This is a genomic window from Paracoccus sp. PAR01 (genome assembly GCF_014851995.1).
Taxonomy (GTDB): Bacteria; Pseudomonadota; Alphaproteobacteria; order Rhodobacterales; family Rhodobacteraceae; genus Paracoccus; species Paracoccus litorisediminis.
In genome coordinates this window covers 1-17,597 of the sequence record NZ_JACVAW010000007.1, presented here as the reverse complement: position 1 = coordinate 17,597, position 17,597 = coordinate 1, and the positions used below count along the sequence as shown (strand labels likewise).

The window sequence follows — 17,597 nt, the reverse complement described above, 5'->3', positions numbered from 1 at the left end:
CATGACCAGCTTCACCACCCGACCCGAAATTCTGGGCACCTTCGGGGTCGTCACCTCGACCCATTGGATCGCCACGGCGGTCGGCATGGGTATTCTGGAACGCGGCGGCAATGCCTTTGACGCCGCGGTGGCGACTGGCTTCGTGCTGCAGGTGGTCGAGCCGCATCTGAACGGGCCCGGCGGCGATCTGCCCGCGATCATCCATTCGGCGGCAACCGGCCGGACCGAGGTGATCTGCGGTCAAGGCCCCGCCCCCGCCGCTGCGACCATCGCGCATTACCGGGCCGAGGGGATCGATCTGATCCCCGGCAACGGGTTGCTGTCGACCGTCATTCCCGGCGCTTTCGACGGCTGGATGCTGATGCTGCGCGACTACGGCACGATGACTTTGCGCGATGTGCTGGAACCGGCGATCCATTATGCCGAGCACGGTCATCCAATGCTGGCGCGGGTATCCGCGACCATCGGCGGTCTTGCTGATTTCTTCCGTCAGGAATGGGCGACATCCGCCGCGACTTGGCTGCCGGATGATGCGGTCCCCGCTGCCGAGGCGCTGTTTCGCAACCCGGTACTGGCCGAAACATGGAAGCGCATCCTGACCGAGGCCGAGGCCGTGCCGGGTCGTGCAGCCGGAATCGAGGCCGCCCGCGACGCGTTTTATCGCGGCTTCGTGGCCGAGGCGATCGACCGCTTCTGCCGCGAGACCGAGGTGATGGACGGTTCCGGCACGAAGCATCGCGGCGTCCTGACCGCGCAGGACATGGCCGGTTGGCAGGCCACAGTCGAGGCACCGCTATATGGCGATTACCACGACTGGACCATCGCCAAGACCGGCCCTTGGGGTCAGGGTCCGGTGTTGCTGCAGGGGCTGAAGCTGCTGGAAGGCTTCGATCTGGCAGCGATGGACCCGAACGGACCGGACTATATCCATACCGTGATCGAGGCGATGAAGCTCGCCTATGCCGACCGCGAGGTTTATTACGGCGACCCCGATTTCCACGACGTGCCGATGCAGGTGCTGCTGTCGGATACCTATGCGACCGAACGGCGCGCGCTGATCGGCGACACCGCCTCGCTTGACCTGCGGCCGGGCCTTGTCCCGGGCTTCGAAGTTCAGCGCGACCGTACCCTTGCCATGCTTGGCCGCATGGGCACCGGCGCGGTTTATGAGCCGACCATGTCGCATCTGTCGGAGAAGCGCGGTGATACCGTCCATATCGACGTGATTGATCGCTGGGGAAACATGGTCTCGACCACGCCGTCGGGGGGCTGGCTGCAAAGTTCGCCGATCATCCCCGAACTGGGTTTCTGCCTGAATTCGCGCGCGCAGATGTTCTGGCTGGAGGAAGGCCTGCCGACCTCGCTTGCGCCGGGCAAGCGGCCCCGGACCACGCTGACGCCCTCGCTGGCGCTGCGCGACGGCAAACCGGTGATGGCATTCGGCACGCCCGGCGGCGACCAGCAGGACCAGTGGCAACTGGCCTTCTTCCTGCGGTATGCCCATCACGAAGGCAACCTGCAGGCCGCGATCGACGCGCCGCTGTTCCATTCGACGCATTTCCCGGCCTCATTCCATCCCCGCACCTCCTCGCCCGGCGGCATGCTGATCGAGGGTCGCGTGGGCGAGGCCACCATCGCCGAGTTGCGCCGCCGCGGTCATCAGGTCACCGTCGCCGGCGATTGGGACATCGGGCGGCTGACCGCGGCGCGGCGCGATCCGTCGGGGCTGCTGCGCGCCGCCGCCACCCCGCGCCTGATGCAAGCCTATGCGGCGGGGCGCTGACATGACCCCACCCGTCCTGTCGGTCGAGAACCTGACCACAGCCTTCCAGACTGGCGACGGCTGGGGCGAGGTCGTGCGCAATGTCTCGTTCACCGTGAACCCCGGCGAGACCGTGGCCATTGTCGGCGAAAGCGGGTCGGGAAAAAGCGTCACCTCGCTGTCGATCATGCGACTTTTGGACCCGAAGCGGGCACGGGTCTCGGGCCGCGTCTTTCTGGAGGGCACCGACCTTCTGTCCCTACCCGAAAGCGCCATGCAGCAGATCCGCGGCAACCGCGTCGCAATGATCTTTCAAGAACCGATGACCTCGCTGAACCCGGCCTTTACCGTCGGGCGCCAGATCGGCGAGGTCCTGGCCCGGCACACCGACCTTGGCAAATCCCAAATCCGCGCCGAGGTGCTGCGCCTGATGGAGCGGGTCCGCATTCCCAATGCCGCAAGGCGCATCGACGAATACCCGCACCAGTTTTCGGGTGGAATGCGGCAGCGGGTGATGATCGCGATGGCGCTGGCCTCAAGGCCCCGGCTGCTGATTGCGGATGAGCCGACGACGGCGCTGGACGTCACCATTCAGGGCCAGATTCTGGATCTGATCAAGGAGTTGCAGCAGGAAACCGGCATGGCCGTCCTGTTCATCACCCATGACATGGGTGTGGTCGCGGAAATCGCCGACCGCACGGTGGTCATGTATCGCGGCGATTGCGTCGAAACCGGGCCGACCGAGCGCATCTTTGCACAGGCCGAGCATCCCTATACCCGCGCATTGCTGGCGGCGGTGCCGCGGCTGGGTTCGATGGTGGGTCAGGATCATCCGCTGCGCTTCCCGCGGGTCGAGATGGACAGTGGCAGGGTCAATGCCCTGCCCCCGGTGCTGAACCCGGTCGACCGGCAGGGGACGCCGGTGCTGTCGGTGCGCAACCTTACCACGCGCTTCGCTGTCGGCTCGGACCTGCTGGGCCGACCCCATGGCCATGTCCACGCTGTCGAAAACCTGTCCTTCGACCTGTGGCCGGGCGAGACGCTCAGCCTTGTCGGCGAATCCGGCTGCGGCAAGTCCACCACAGGGCGTTCGATACTGCGCCTGATCGAGCCGCAATCGGGCTCGATCCAGTTGGACGGATTCGATGTCCGCGACCTTGGGGGCAGTGATCTGCGCCGGATGCGACGCTCGGCGCAGATGATCTTTCAGGACCCGTTCTCAAGCCTGAACCCGCGCATGACCGTGGGCCAGACCGTGGCCGAGCCGATCCTGAAGCATGGTATCGCCAAGGGGCATCAGGCCCGTGCCATGGCGGCCGACCTGCTGGCTCAGGTCGGGTTGAGCCCCGCCATGATGGACCGCTATCCGCATGAGTTTTCGGGCGGGCAGCGCCAACGCGTTGCCATCGCGCGGGTGCTGGGGCTGGGTCCCAAGCTTATCGTGGCGGATGAAAGCGTCTCGGCGCTGGATGTCTCGGTCAAGGCGCAGGTCTGCAACCTGCTCATGGATCTGCAGGAGCGGTTGGGCATCGCCTATCTGTTCATCTCGCATGACATGGCGGTGGTCGAACGGGTCAGCCACCGCGTCGCCGTCATGTATCTGGGCGAGATCGTCGAAATCGGGCCGCGCGAAGCGGTCTTTGGCAATCCGCAACATCCCTATACGCAAAAGCTGATCGCCGCGGTCCCCATCCCTGATCCCAACCGCCGCGGACTGCGCCGCGCAATGGCCACAGAGGAACTGAAAAACCCGATCCGCCCGCGCGGTTATGTGGCACCGCGCCGGGACTGGCAGGATCTGGGGCGCGGACATCTGGTGATGAACACGGCCTGAAACCCCGATCGCATCGCAGACGCTAGCCCAATGGCCGCAAATCGTTAACATGAGGCGAAGGAAGGTTTGACGACCGGACAGATTATAACTGTCCCGGATTTGCGCGGTCAGTTCATCACGAAAGGAATGAACCTGATGTTTCCCTTCGCTCGGCTTTTCTCGACCATTTTTCTGTGCGGTGCGCTTTGCCTGTCCTTGCCCCTGGAGGGGCGAGCCGACGTGCTGTTCCGCAATGTCCGGATTTTCGACGGCCATGCCGCGCAGCTGTCCCAGCCTTCGAATGTGCTGGTCACCGGCAATGTGATCGCCACCATCTCGGCCGATGTCCCGGAACCCGCCGGGGCGACGGTCATCGACGGTGCGGGCATGACCCTGATGCCGGGGCTGATCGACGCGCATTGGCATACGATGCTGGCGCGCCCGACCGCTGATATGGCGATGCTGGGCGATTATGGCTTCCTCAATATTCTGGCGAGCGTCGAGGCGCAGGCCACATTGCTGCGCGGCTTCACCACCGTGCGCGACATGGGCGGACCGGCCTTTGGCCTGAAACAGGCGGTCGACAGCGGGCTGGTGCCGGGACCGCGGATCTATCCCTCGGGGGCGATGCTGACCACGACAGGCGGGCATGGCGATTTCCGTTTCCTGACCGAATTGCCGCGCCATGGGGGGGAATTGACCCGGTCCGAGGAAATCCATGGCAGCATGATCGTCGACAGCCCTGCCGATGTCCGCATGCGGGTGCGCGAGCAGCTGATGATGGGCGCAAGCCAGATCAAGCTGACGGCGGGGGGCGGTGTCGCCTCTCCTCATTCGCCGTTGGATGTGTCGACCTTTACCGAAGAGGAATTGCACGCGGCGACCGAGGCGGCGGGAAACTGGGGCACCTATGTCGCCGTCCACGCCTATACCCCGGAAGCGATCAAACGGGCGATCGACAGCGGCGTAAAGGTGATCGAGCACGCGCATCTGATGGACGATGACAGCGCCAAACTGATGGCCGAGCGCGGGATCTGGCTGTCGACGCAACCCTTTACCGGTCAGGCCGAGGATTGGGCCGGACTGACCCCGGATTCGCGGGCAAAGTTGGCGCAGGTTCTGCATGGCACCGACGCCATGTACGCCTTTGCGAAGAAATACGGCATCAAGACCGCCTTCGGCACCGACATCCTGTTTGATGCGGCGACCGCGACGCAGCAGGGGGCGTGGCTGGCCCGGATGCAGAAATGGTATACCCCTGCCGAGGCGCTGGAGATGGCGACCGCGACCAATGCCGAACTTTTGCAACTGACCGGGCCTCGCAACCCCTATCCCGGTCGGCTAGGCGTGGTCGAGGAAGGGGCGCTGGCAGATCTGCTGCTGGTCTATGGCGATCCGACCGCCGATCTGGATCTGGTCGCGGATGCCGCCACCAACTTCAAGGTGATCATGAAGGACGGCAAAATCTTCAAGAACACGCTGGGACAGTAGGCAGCGGGCGCGACGAAACTGTTGTCGCGCCCAAAGCAATCAGTTCGGGCGGACGATGATCTCGACCCGGCGGTTCTGGGCACGACCCTCTGGCGTGTCATTCGAGGCGATCGGACGCGTCGGGCCCTGACCGACCGCAGTGATACGCTGCGGCGCAAGGCCACCCGCGACCAGCGTACCGGCGACGGCACGGGCGCGATGCTCGGACAGGGTCTGGTTGTAGCTGAGCGAGCCCGAACTGTCGGTATGGCCGATCACGACGACGCTGCCGGGCCGGGTCTGCATATGCGCGGCCAACTGCCGCAGGTCCTGTTGCCCGACCGGTGACAGCGTGGCCGATGAAGTGGCGAACAGCAGCGCATTCGGGAAAACCACGATCAGGTTCTGCCCATCGTTTCTGACCGCGACATTCGGGTCATTGATGGCCCGCCGCATCGCGTTCTGCTGGTCCGCGATGGACCCCACCACCGCGCCGACCGAGCCGCCGACCACCGCGCCCCTGACGGCATCGCTGGCCGAATTGTTGCGCGAGCCGGCGATCAGCGCGCCCGCCGCCGCGCCACCGATGGCCCCTTGCGCGGTATGGCCGGGCTCACCGCCATCGGGCGCGCAGGCCGCCAATGCGCCGATCAGGACCAACCCGACGGCGATAGTCGAACGTGATGACATCTTCCCCTCCTTGGCTTCGGGCGGGCACGGATCGCACCGGCCAGCCCGTCTGGATCCTCGATCAGATCGGGTCACAGCGCGGCCAGCACCCGTGCCCATGACCGGATGCCCTTGTGAAAACTGGTCAGGCTATATTTTTCGTTCGGGCTGTGGATGCGGTCGTCACTTAGACCAAATCCCGCCATGACCACATCCATGCCCAGCATTTCCTTGATCATGGTGGTGACGGGAATCGAGCCGCCGCCGCCGACAAAGGCCGCCTCCTTGCCCCATTCGTCGCTCAGCGCCTGCTGAGTCTTCTGAAAGACCGGGGCCGAGACCTCAAAGGCCACCGCCCGGCCCGAGCCGAATTCGGTGAACTCGGCCCGGCAATCCGCAGGCAAGCGCGCTTTCACAAAGTCGCGGAAGGCGGCGCGGATCTTGTGCGGGTCCTGATCAAAGACCAGCCGGAAGCTGATCTTGGCCGAGGCAACCGCCGGGATCACCGTCTTGAAGCCGTCCCCGGTATAGCCGCCAACCATGCCGTTGACCTCGCAGGTCGGGCGCGACCAGGTCTGCTCCAGCACCGAGCGGCCCTTTTCGCCCGCCGGGACCGACAGGCCGACCTCGCCCAGAAACGCCGATTCCGAGAAATCGAGCTTATCCCAGCTGTCGCGCAGCGATTGCGGCAGGTCGGGCACGCCGTCATAGAAGCCGGGCAACGTGATGCGGCCGTCGGCATCGCGCAGATCGGCGATGATCCGGGCCAGCACATGGTTCGGGTTCGCCGCAGCCGAGCCATAGAAGCCCGAATGCAGGTCGCGGTCGCTGGCATGGATGAAGATTTCCTCGGCGCAAAGCCCGCGCAGGCTGGTGGTGATCGCCGGGGTTTCCTTGTCCCACATATTGGTGTCGCAGATCATTGCGACATCGGCACCCAACTCGGACTTGGCCGCCTCAAGGAAGCCGGGCAGGTTCGCACCGCCCGATTCCTCCTCGCCCTCCAGCAGGATGGTGATCGGGATCGGCAGCTTGCCGGTGACGGCCTTCCATGCGCGGCAGGCCTCGACAAAGGTCATCAACTGGCCCTTGTCATCCGACGCCCCACGGCCACGGATTTCCTTGCTGCCGTCGGGAAGGGTGGCAATTTTCGGCTCGAACGGGTCGCCATCCCACAGCTCCAGCGGATCGGCGGGCTGCACGTCGTAATGGCCATAGAACAGCACCTTGGTCCCGGTCGCGTCATGGTTCTTGGCCAGCACGATCGGGTGGCCGGGGGTGTCGCGGACCTCGGATGCAAAGCCGATCGCGGCCAGATCCTGCGAATGCCACTCGGCGCAGGCGCGGGTTTCGGCGGCATAGGCGGGATCGGTCGAGATCGACTTCATCCGCACGGTCTGAAACAGCCGATCAAGCGCATTGTCGAAATCGGCGTCGATATGGGCAAGGACTTTCTCAAGATCGGACATCAGCGGAACCTCCCTAGACTCAGATACAGGTTACTGCCTCTGGCGGGCCGCAGCCGCCGGGGCGTCTCAGAATGGCCAGATCAGTGGCACAAGGAAAACGGCGATGACGAAGAACCAGATCAGCATCGGCAGGCCGAGCTTCCAGTAATCGCCAAACTTGTAGGCACCCGGCTCCATCACCATCAGGTTGGTGGCGGTCGCGACCGGGGTCAGAAAGGCCCCGGCGCAGGCCACGCAGACGCACATCAGCACCGGCTGGACCGAGATCCCCATTTTCTCAGCGGCCACCACCGAAATCGGGATGATGATCAGCGAGGTCGCGGTGTTTGAAATGATCTGGCCCAGCACCGCCGACAGCACGAAAAGCCCCGCCAGCAGCGGATAGGGACCCATTTCACCAACGCTGTAGACCAGCCCATCGGCCAGCAGCGCAGCACCACCGGTTTCCTGCATGGCAGTCGAAAGCGGCATCAGCGCGGCCACAAGGATCACCGTGGTCCAGTTGATCGAGCGGTAGATCTGTTCGACGCTCAGCACGCCCGAGATCAGGATAATCCCCGCCGCCAGCAACCCGGCGACGGCAGGCGGCACCAGCCCCGTTGCCAGCAGCAGCACCATGATCGCCAGCGCGGCCAGCACCGTCTTGGAGCCCGGCCCCATCGGCAGCGCCTGACGGCGCACCAGATCGGGTTCGTTGACGACGATGACTTCGGGCTGTTCCAGCCGTCTGTCCAGCGCGCTCCATGTGCCTTGCAGCAACAGCGTGTCGCCACCGGCCAGAACCGCGCCGGGCTTGGTGTCCTCGCCCTGACGCTGGATGGCCAGCACGATCAGATCGCCGCTTTCAGTGACCATGCCGGGAAAGAACCGCGTCCCGATCAGCGGCGAGCGCGGCGGGATCAGCACCTCGGCCAGACCGGATTCGCGGTTGAACAGCATGTCGGAAATCCCCTCGGTCGGGCCATCCTCGCTGAAGGCCAGACCCATCTGGCTGGCCAGTTGCGCGGCCTGATCGGCAGGGCCGCGCACGACCAGCAGATGCCCTTCGCGCACGATATCCTCGCGGGTGGGCAATCCGTTCGTGCCCTTGAGCGTGACGAATTTCAGATCGGGTTGTTCGTAAAGACCCACGACCTCGCGCTGCTTTCCGATCACCGGCGAGCCCGCACGCACGCGCAACTGATGCACGTCCTTGGACAGGCGATATTGTTCGAACAGCGTCGTGGCATGGCGGCTAAGGTCCGGCGGCAGCGTTTTGCTGGTGCGTTCAGGAAGCAGCTTTTGCCCGAACAGCACGACGATCGCGATACAGCCAAGCACGATCGGAACGCCGACCAGCGCGAATTCGAAATAGCCGAACCCCCCGCCCCCGGAATATTCCGAGGCCTCGTCCACCAGAACGTTCACCGGACTGCCGGTCAGCATCAGCTGCGATCCGGCATGCGCACCAAACACCAGCGGCATCAGCAATTGCGAAGGCGAGCGGCCCAGCCGGATCGCCATGACGATCACCACCGGCAGCAGCGCCGCCACCGCGCCATTCACGCTGATCAGCGCCGACAGAACCCCGACAAAGCCCATCATCAGCACGATCAGCCGGGTGCGGCTGGCACCGGCCTGGCGGATCAGCAACTGTCCCGCCCATGCGGTAACGCCCGAAACCTCAAGCCCCGCGCTGACCACGAACAGCGCCGCGATGAAGATAACCGCCGGATCACCGAAGCCGCCAAGCGCCTGTTGCAGCGTCAGGATGCCCGTCGCCCAAAGCGCCAGCGCCGCGCCCACGCAAACCGCGATGACGGGCAGTCTGTCCCAGATGAAAAGAACGACGATTGCCGCAACAATGGCAAAAACAATCCATATATCCGTCAACGAGGAACCTCATATTCAGGGATAGACTGGTCTTTGACGAACGCGGCAATAAATCAGAGAAAGTATCTGTGAAAAACTTGTTGCAACGCAAAGCCTTGCGCGGCTTTCATTGAAGTCCTTAGCAGGCACGTCCTTCACCGAATCCGATAACGTGCATGGCGAAATGAACATCGCCATTTTCTCAGATTTTTTTCGAATATGAACAGTTTTCCACGGGGACGCAATACGCAGCATCCCTGTCGCGGGCAGACTCGAATGTCGGAAAACTTCGTGGTATCGTCTTGCTACGAAACTACGTTTTCATAACCAGCCTATAATCGTCCTTCACGTATTGCCTCGGTCAAAACCTGCGGATTCGTCCGCGGAATTTAGCGAAATTCGGAGGGAATGGTGGCGAATCAATCCGGTAATAATGCAATGCCCGAGGAACCTCAGGCAGGAATGTCTGGCTTTCTGGGCACGATCGAGCGGGTGGGAAATATGGTCCCGCATCCCGCCATCATCTTTTTCATCCTGATTGGCATCGTGATCATCCTTTCGGTGATCTTTTCTGCCATGGGAACCTCGGTCACTTATGAGGGCTATGACCCGGTAATCAGCGACATTGTCACGCAGACCTCATCGGTACGCAGCCTGCTGTCGCCCGATGGTATCCGCTTCATGGTGACCTCGCCGGTTGCGAATTTCCTGGGCTTTACCGGGGTCGGCGTGATCCTTGTCGCCATGATCGGGGTCGGTCTGGCCGAGGAATCGGGACTGATCGCGACATTGGTGCGCAAGCTGGTGGCGGCGGCGCCGCGCTCGATCTTTACCTTCATGATCGTGATGGTGGGGGTGCTGTCCTCGATCGCCGCCGATGCCGGTTATCTGGTGCTGGTGCCTCTGGCCGCGGCGGCCTTCCACAGCATGGGGCGGCATCCGCTGGCCGGGCTGGCGGCAGGCTTTTCCGGCGTCGCGGCGGTGTTTCTGGTCAACGTCTTTGTCACCCCGACCGATGCGCTGCTGGTCGAGGTCACGAACGACTCAATCCGCACCGTCAACCCGAACGCGCAGATCACCGTGGTCGGCAACCTGTTCTTCATGATCGCCTCATCCATCCTGATGGGCATCATCTGTACCATCCTGACCGAGAAATTCGTCGAACCCCGCCTTGGGCCCTATTCCGGCGGACTGCCCGTTGAGGCCTCGACCGAGTTGTCCGAGGCCGAGCAGCGCGGGCTGAAATATGCGGGCCGGGCGCTGCTGATATTCGTGCTGGTGCTGGCCGCACTGACCGCGCCACCGCTTCCCTGGGGTATCCTGCGCAATCAGGAAACCGGCGGGATCATGGCCGGATCGCCCTTCATGAGCGGATTGATCGTGCTGATCAGCCTGCTGTTCATGTGCATCGGCTATGCTTACGGTCGCGGCGCGGGCACCATCGCCAATGTCACGGCGGCGATCGGGCTGGTGGTCAAGACCTGGAGCAACCTTGCCGGGATGATCTTCCTGCTGTTCGTAATCGCGAATTTCATCGCCTTCTTCAACTTCACCAACCTCGCCACGGTGTTGGCCGTCAACCTGGCCGATTTCCTGCAGACCACGCAGCTGGGGGCAAACAGCTATATCATCCTTTTCGTCGTCGTGGTCGCGATCATCGACATCATCCTGACCGGCGCGCTGGCAAAATGGGCGATCCTTGCCCCCGTCTTCGTGCCGCTGTTCATGCGGCTGGGGGGCGACCCGAACCTTGTGCTGGCCGCCTATCGCGTCGGCGACAGCCCGATGAACGTGATCACGCCGCTGAACGTCTATCTGGCGGTCATGGTCGGCTTTGCCCAGAAATACCAGAAGGATGCCGGGATCGGCACCATCGTCGCCCTGATGCTGCCCTACACGATCGTCCTGCTGGTCCTGTGGACGCTGCTTCTGGTCGCTTGGTACGGCTTCGGCCTGCCGCTTGGCCCGGCCTGAGACCATCAACACAACGCCACGTCCCCCGACAGGAGAATGCCGATGATCTCGCACATTCCCCCGCATCTGATCCGGCTGGCCTGTGTCCTGGCACTGGCCGGGTTTCTGGCCGGTTGCGACGAATCCGAGGATGAGCCCCCGGCCCAGCCGCGCCCGGTTCGCACCGTCACCGTCGAGGAACGGCTGGCGGGCGAAACGGTCTCGCTGGCGGGAACCGTCGAAAGTCAGACGCAGGTCGATCTGGGGTTCCGCATCGGCGGGCGGATGGTCGAGCGGCTGGTGAATGTCGGCGACACGGTCGAGGCCGGGCAGGCGCTGGCCAGCCTTGACCCGATGGACGAGGAAAACGGCCGCCGCGCCGCCGAGGCGAACCTGACCGCCGCCGAGGCGCAGCTGTCCGAGGCCCGCGCCACCCATAACCGCCAGCGGCAACTGTTCGACCGCGGCCTGCTGGCGCGCGCCGGTCTGGAACGGGCCGAGGCAGCGCTGGCATCGGCCAATTCCGCCACCGATGCGGCCGCGGCGCAATTCGCCATCGCCACGCGGCGGCTGAACGATACCGCGCTGTTTGCCGATGCGCCGGGCGTGGTGACCGCGGTGGGGGCCGAACCGGGCGAGGTCGTGGCCAGCGGGCGCATGATCGTGCAAATCGCCCGCGATGGCGGCATGGACGCGGTCTTTGACGTGCCCGCCGCGCTGATCGAGACCAGCCCCGCCGATCCCGAAATCACCGTCGCTTTGTCCCAGACCCCGACGGTCAGCGCCCGTGGCCGCATCCGCGAGGTCGCGCCACGCGCCGATACCGTCACCGGCACATTCCGGGTCCGGGTCGGGCTGATCGAGCCGCCGCCGGAATTGCGGCTTGGCTCAACGGTGACCGGCCGCGCGGTCTTTGGCGAGATCAGCTCGATCCAGATCCCAGCCTCGGCGCTGACCAGCAATGATGGCGCACCCGCCGTCTGGATCGTCGATCCGACCAGCTCGACCGTGGCCCTGCACCCGGTTCAGGTCGAACGCTATCTTCCTGCTTCGGTCGTGATCGCGGGCGGGCTGTCTCCCGGCGATATTGTGGTTACGGCAGGCGTTCAGGTCCTGCGCCCCGGACAGTCCGTGCGTCTGCCCGAGGCTGAATCATGATCGGACCGAACCTTTCGGAATGGGCAATCCGGTCCCGTCCGCTGACCATCTACATGATGATCGTCGCGGTCATCATGGGGGCGTTCGCCTTTTTGCATCTGGGCCGGGACGAGGACCCCAGCTTTACCATCAAGACCATGCTGGTCACCGCCGTCTGGCCCGGCGCCACGATGGAGGAAACCCAGACCCAGCTGACCGACCGGCTGGAGCGCCGCCTTGAGGAAACCACCGGGCTGGACGCGATCCGCTCGATCACGCGGCCGGGGATCGTGACCATCTATGTCGATCTGGACGGCCAGTTTCCCCCTGATCGTGTCAGTGATGTCTGGCAAGAGGTCAGGAACGGCGTCGGCGACATCCGCCACACCCTGCCGCCCGGCGTGCTGGGGCCGTTCTTCACCGACAATTTCGGCGATGTCTTCGGGATCATCTACGGATTCACCGCAGACGGCTTCAGCGACCGGGAATTGCGCGACCATGTCGACAGCGTTCGCTCGGACCTGATGCGACAGGTCGACGGCATCGCCAAGATCGAATGGATCGGCACGCAGGACGAACAGGTGTTGCTGGAGTTCCAGCCCGACCGCGTGGCAGCCATGGGGCTGGATTACAGCCAGATCTTCAACGCCATCGCTGCGCAGAACGTCGTGCGACCGGCAGGCGTCATCACCACCGGAGCCGAGAATCTGGCCGTGCGGGTCAGCGGCGCATTTGACAGCGAAGCCGACCTTCTGGACGTGTCACTGGTGGCGAATGGGCGGACGATCCGGCTGGGCGATATCGCCACCGTGCGCCGCGCCCTGTCCGAACCGCCGCAGCCCTTGCTGCATATCAACGGCCAGCGGGCGATTGCGCTGGCGATCTCGATGGCCGAGGGCGGCGACATTCTTGAACTGGGCAAGGACGTGACCAAGGCGATGGCCGGCATCACCGCGAACCTGCCCATCGGGATCGAGCCTATGCTGATTTCCGACCAGCCCAAGGTCGTCGATCTGGCCATCGGCGATTTCACCACCTCGTTGATGCAGGCCGTCATCATCATCCTTGTCGTCAGCTTCCTCAGCCTTGGCGCGCGGCCCGGATCGGTCGTCGCCATCGCCATTCCGGTGACGCTGTCGGTGGTGTTCCTGGTCATGCGGGCGCTGGAGATCGACCTGCACCGGGTTTCGCTGGGGGCGCTGATCATTGCCCTGGCGCTGCTGACCGACGACGCGATGACCACGGTCGATGCGATGCTGCGGCGGCTGGCTGTGGGCGATACGGTCGATAAGGCCGCGACATTCGCCTATCGCACGTTGGCCGCACCCATGCTGACCGGGACGCTGATTACCATCGCGGGCTTCGTGCCCATCGGCTTCGCGCAAAGTCAGGCGGGCGAATACACCATCTCGCTGTTCCTGGTGGTCGGCATCGCGCTGATCGCATCGTGGTTCGTGGCGGTGCTGTTCACGCCGATCATCGGCTCGGTGATCCTGAAGCCTCCCGCCGCAGGGGCGACCCAGCAGCCCGGACGGATCTTGCGCGCCTACCAGCGCTTCCTGAGCCTTGCGCTGCGCTTTCGCTGGATCACGCTGGCCGTCACCGCCGGCCTGTTCCTGATCGCCCTGCTGGGCTTGCAACGGGTCGACCGGCAGTTCTTTCCGGCTTCGGACCGCAATGAGCTGATCGTGGATTTCCAGCTGCCCGCCTCAAGTTCGATCTATGCCAGCGAGGACGCGATCCGGGGCATCGAGGCCTTTGTCGCCGGCACCGGCGAGGCGCAGTTCTTTACCTCGTATATCGGGCGGAACGTGATCCGCTTCTACCTGCCGCTGGCGATCCAGCCGCCCAGCGACCACCATTCGCAGATCGTGGTCATGGCCCGCGATCTGGAGGCGCGGGGTCGGTTGCAGAAATCGCTGGAGGAATTCCTTGACGAGACCTACCCGCAGGCGATCAGCCGCGTCAGCCCGCTGGAGCTTGGCCCCCCCATCGGCTGGCCGCTGCAATACCGCCTGACCGGGCCGGATGTCGAAACCCTGCGCAGCCGAGCGCTGGATCTGGCCGGGGTCGTCGCCAGCAATCCCCATGCCCGAGAGGTGCATTTCGACTGGATCGAGCCCGCGCGTCAGTTGCGCATCGAGATCGATCAGGACCGCGCCCGCCGTCTGGGTCTGACCAGCGGGCAGATTGCCGCGATCCTGAACACAGCCGTATCGGGCGCGACCGTGTCGCAACTGCGCGACGGCATTTACCAGATCCCCATCGTCGCCCGCGCGGCCGAGGGCAATCGCGTCTCGCTGGACACGATCTCGACCCTGCAGGTTCCGGTGCCGGGTGGACGCACCGTATCCTTGGGGCAGTTCGCGAATTTCAGCTATGATCAGGAACAGCCCTTCCTGTGGCGGCGCGACCGGTTGCCAACGCTGACCGTTCTGGCCGATGTCGCCCCCGGCTCCACGCCCGAGGCCGTAGCCGCCGCGCTGGAAGATGACATTGCCGCCCTGAACGCGTCCCTTCCCAACGGCTATGCGGTCAATCTGGGCGGCACCGTGGAAACCAGCGCAGAAAGTCAGGAATCCGTCTTTGCCGTCATTCCGGTGATGATCTTCCTGATGGTGACGCTGCTGATGGTGCAGTTGCAAAGCTTCCGCGATGCCGGAATGGTGCTGCTGCTGCTGCCACTGGGACTGATCGGGGTGGTCGCCGCGCTGCTGCTGTTCCAGCGCTCGCTGGGTTTCGTGGCGATCCTTGGCATCCTTGCGCTGATCGGCATGATCGCGAAAAACGCCATCATCCTGATCACCCAGATTACCGAGGATCGCGCCTCGGGCCTGTCCGTGGTCGATGCGGCGGTGCAGGCCGCGACCAGCCGCCTGCGGCCGCTGATGCTGACGGCCTTGTCGACGATCCTTGGCCTGCTGCCGATTGCGCCGACGCTGTTCTGGGGACCAATGGCCTTCGCGATCATGGGTGGGCTGCTGATCGCCACGTTGCTGACGCTGGTATTCCTGCCGGTGCTTTACGTGACCGTGCATGGCGGGGCCGCCGACCCAAAACCCGCCCGTGCCTGAAAGGCCCGGCACGCTGAGTTGGAGCGGGGTCAGCGACAAGCCCAGCTATTACCGGCTGTTCGCGGGCTATGTGCTGGCGCAATTCGCGACCGGCATCGCCACGGTCGGGCTGGCGTTGCTGGCCTTCGATCTGGCGGGCGAGGAATCGGGCGCGGTGATCGGGACCGCTCTGTCGCTCAAGATGTTGTCCTATGTCCTTGGCGCGCCGATCCTGACGGTGCTGACCAATCGCCTGCCGCGCAAGGCGCTGCTGGTGGCATTGGACCTGATCCGCGCCGCCAGCCTGATCCTGCTGCCTTTCGTGTCGTCAGTCTGGCAGGTCTATGCGCTGGTCATCGTCTTTGCCACGGCCTCGGCCAGCTTCGGTTTCGTCTATCTGGCCGTGGTGCCCTACCTGCTGGGCAGCGAAAAGGATTATGCACGCTCGGTCGCCCGCTCACGCATTGCATCCGATGTCGAGGGGCCGGTCAGCCCGCTGCTGGCGGCCGGGCTGATGGTTTTTCTGGGGGCAAGCGGCATCTTCCTGTTGGCGGCGGGGGCCTTTGCCGCCTCGGCGCTGCTGGTTCAGGCGGCGCAGTTGCCACAGCATCTGGGCGCGCCTTCGGGTGGGCTGTGGCGCAAGCTGACCTATGGGCCAAGGCGCTTCGCCGCCATACCGGAACTTCGCGGCGTCATCGCACTGGACGTGACCGTTGCGCTGGCCTCGGCCATGGTCATGGTCAATACCGTGGTGATCGTGCAGGGCCTGTTTGACCTTCAGCGCGATGCGGCGGCCATGGCGTTTTTCGCCTTTGGTCTGGGGTCGATCCTTGGCGCAGTTCTGCTGCCGCTGGCCCTGTCGCTGGTCGAGGAGCGGCGGTTGATGATGACGGGGGCGGCGATCGCTACGGCGGGCCTGCTGATCGGCACGGTGCAGGATGGGTTGACCGGTCTGCTGGCGCTTTGGGCGCTGTTGGGACTGGGGGTGGCATGGGCGCTGACCCCAGCCACGTACCTGATCCGGCGCATTGCCGCGCCCTCGGACCTGCAGGCGCTGTTCGCGGCACAGGTGACGATCGCCAATGCCTGCCTGCTGCTGGCCTATCCGCTGGCGGGCTGGCTGGGCGCGACATTGGGCATGGGCGCGACCTTCGCTATTCTGGGCGCAATGGCCGGATCAGCGACCGCCGTCGCCTGGCACATGTGGCGCGGCTGAGCGATGGCCAGCTTTGTCTTTCGCCCCCGACTGAGATAAAATCGCGGGCATTCCCACAGCCCGCATCACGTCACGTAAGGCGGCTTTCGATGGAATTGCCCGATCCCGTCCAGACTGAGACCCATATCTCGACCGGCAGCCTGCCTGCCAGCCATCGCGTCGCCCAGCTGATGACCGAGGCGCATCGGCGCTTTTCCAGCGTGGATCAGGGAGCGGTCTCGCAGGTCTATCCGGCGCTGGCCCAGATGCCCGCGCATCTGTTCGGTATTTGCGCCGTGGGGGTGGACGGTCAGACCTACGCCGTGGGTGACGCGCTGCATGAGTTCACCATCATGAGCGTGTCGAAACCCTTTGTCTTCGCCTTAGTCTGCGACCTGCTAGGCCCGACGGGTGCGCGCGAAAGGCTGGGGGTCAATGCGACCGGCTATCCCTTCAACTCGCTGGCCGGGATCGAACGCCTGCCCGGCGGCCGCAGCAATCCGATGGTCAATGCCGGTGCCATTGCCACGACCAGCCTGATCCCCGGCGCGACGATTGACGAAAGGTGGGCGGCTCTGCGCGATGGCCTGTCCCGTTTCGCGGGGCGCGAATTGGCGCTCAACGAAGATGTTCTGACCTCGGCCTTGGCATCCAATTTCCGCAACCGCAGCCTTGCCTGGATGCTTCAGGGCTTCGGCAGCATCTATTCCGATCCGGCGGAGGCGCTGGAGCTATATACACGGCAATGCGCGCTGCAGGTCAGCGCGCGCGATCTGGCGGTAATGGGTGCGACTTTGGCCAATGGTGGCTTCAATCCGATCACGCGCGAACAGGTGGTGAAGCCCCAAACCTGCCACCACACCCTTGCCGTGATGCTGACCGCGGGACTGTATGAGACCTCGGGCGATTGGCTTTACGAAATCGGGCTGCCCGGCAAAAGCGGCGTCAGTGGCGGCATCGTCACCGTGGCCCCCGGCAAGGCCGGGCTTGGCCTGTTCTCGCCGCCTTTAGACGAGGCTGGAAACAGCGTGCGCGGGCAGCTGGTCGCGCAATTTCTGTCGCAGAGACTCGGGCTGGATATGCTGATCTCGGCCCCGTCCGAGGCGCGCTGATTCATCCTTGACCGCCGATGCAGGTTGATCATGATCTGCATGAAATGCCCAGCATCTCAAGCCAGGCATGCAATACGGCATCATTACAGGCGAGAGAGGGTTCATGTCCGACC

Annotated in this window: 11 protein-coding genes; 8 read left to right on the top strand and 3 right to left on the bottom strand. The window is 64.3% G+C overall.

The features are described 5' to 3' along the window. Position 1 precedes the first annotated feature (1 nt). From IB235_RS12595 to IB235_RS12585, 3 genes are all read left to right on the top strand, one after another. Entirely contained in the window at positions 2–1,783 is a 1,782-nt protein-coding gene (locus tag IB235_RS12595) for a gamma-glutamyltransferase family protein (RefSeq protein WP_192337041.1), read from the top strand. A gap of 1 nt (position 1,784) precedes the next feature. Beyond that, positions 1,785–3,596 carry an ABC transporter ATP-binding protein gene (locus IB235_RS12590; RefSeq protein ID WP_225612285.1) on the top strand — a complete coding sequence of 604 codons (1,812 nt, stop codon included), beginning with the start codon at positions 1,785–1,787 and terminating at the stop codon, positions 3,594–3,596. Positions 3,597–3,731: 135 nt separating this feature from the next. After that, positions 3,732–5,066: an amidohydrolase family protein gene (locus tag IB235_RS12585; RefSeq protein ID WP_192337039.1), complete on the top strand. Its 1,335-nt coding sequence runs from the start codon at positions 3,732–3,734 to the stop codon at positions 5,064–5,066. A 39-nt stretch (positions 5,067–5,105) separates the two neighbouring features. On the opposite strand, the gene IB235_RS12580 is transcribed toward IB235_RS12585, so the two are convergent. From IB235_RS12580 to IB235_RS12570, 3 genes are all read right to left on the bottom strand, one after another. Further along, complete coding sequence (locus IB235_RS12580; RefSeq protein ID WP_155040227.1) at positions 5,106–5,735, bottom strand: OmpA family protein; 630 nt, start codon at positions 5,733–5,735, stop codon at positions 5,106–5,108. Positions 5,736–5,806: 71 nt separating this feature from the next. After that, a complete protein-coding gene (locus IB235_RS12575; RefSeq protein ID WP_192337038.1) occupies positions 5,807–7,183 on the bottom strand; it encodes a M20/M25/M40 family metallo-hydrolase in 1,377 nt (458 codons plus the stop codon). 66 nt (positions 7,184–7,249) lie between these two features. Beyond that, entirely contained in the window at positions 7,250–9,055 is a 1,806-nt protein-coding gene (locus IB235_RS12570; protein ID WP_192337037.1) for an SLC13 family permease, read from the bottom strand. A gap of 441 nt (positions 9,056–9,496) precedes the next feature. On the opposite strand from IB235_RS12570, the gene IB235_RS12565 reads away from it, so the two are divergent. The 5 genes from IB235_RS12565 (at position 9,497) to glsA (ending at position 17,484) form a co-directional block, all read left to right on the top strand. Further along, positions 9,497–11,008 carry an AbgT family transporter gene (locus IB235_RS12565; RefSeq protein WP_192337036.1) on the top strand — a complete coding sequence of 504 codons (1,512 nt, stop codon included), beginning with the start codon at positions 9,497–9,499 and terminating at the stop codon, positions 11,006–11,008. 42 nt (positions 11,009–11,050) lie between these two features. Continuing rightward, complete coding sequence (locus tag IB235_RS12560) at positions 11,051–12,145, top strand: efflux RND transporter periplasmic adaptor subunit (RefSeq protein WP_192337035.1); 1,095 nt, start codon at positions 11,051–11,053, stop codon at positions 12,143–12,145. Then, complete coding sequence (locus tag IB235_RS12555) at positions 12,142–15,198, top strand: efflux RND transporter permease subunit (RefSeq protein WP_192337034.1); 3,057 nt, start codon at positions 12,142–12,144, stop codon at positions 15,196–15,198. The genes IB235_RS12560 and IB235_RS12555 overlap by 4 nt, the downstream gene beginning before the upstream one ends. Next, entirely contained in the window at positions 15,191–16,393 is a 1,203-nt protein-coding gene (locus IB235_RS12550) for an MFS transporter (protein ID WP_370576888.1), read from the top strand. The genes IB235_RS12555 and IB235_RS12550 overlap by 8 nt, the downstream gene beginning before the upstream one ends. 89 nt (positions 16,394–16,482) lie before the next feature. Further along, on the top strand, positions 16,483–17,484 hold the full coding sequence (glsA, locus tag IB235_RS12545; RefSeq protein WP_192337032.1) for a glutaminase A: 1,002 nt from the start codon (positions 16,483–16,485) through the stop codon (positions 17,482–17,484). Positions 17,485–17,597: the final 113 nt, after the last annotated feature.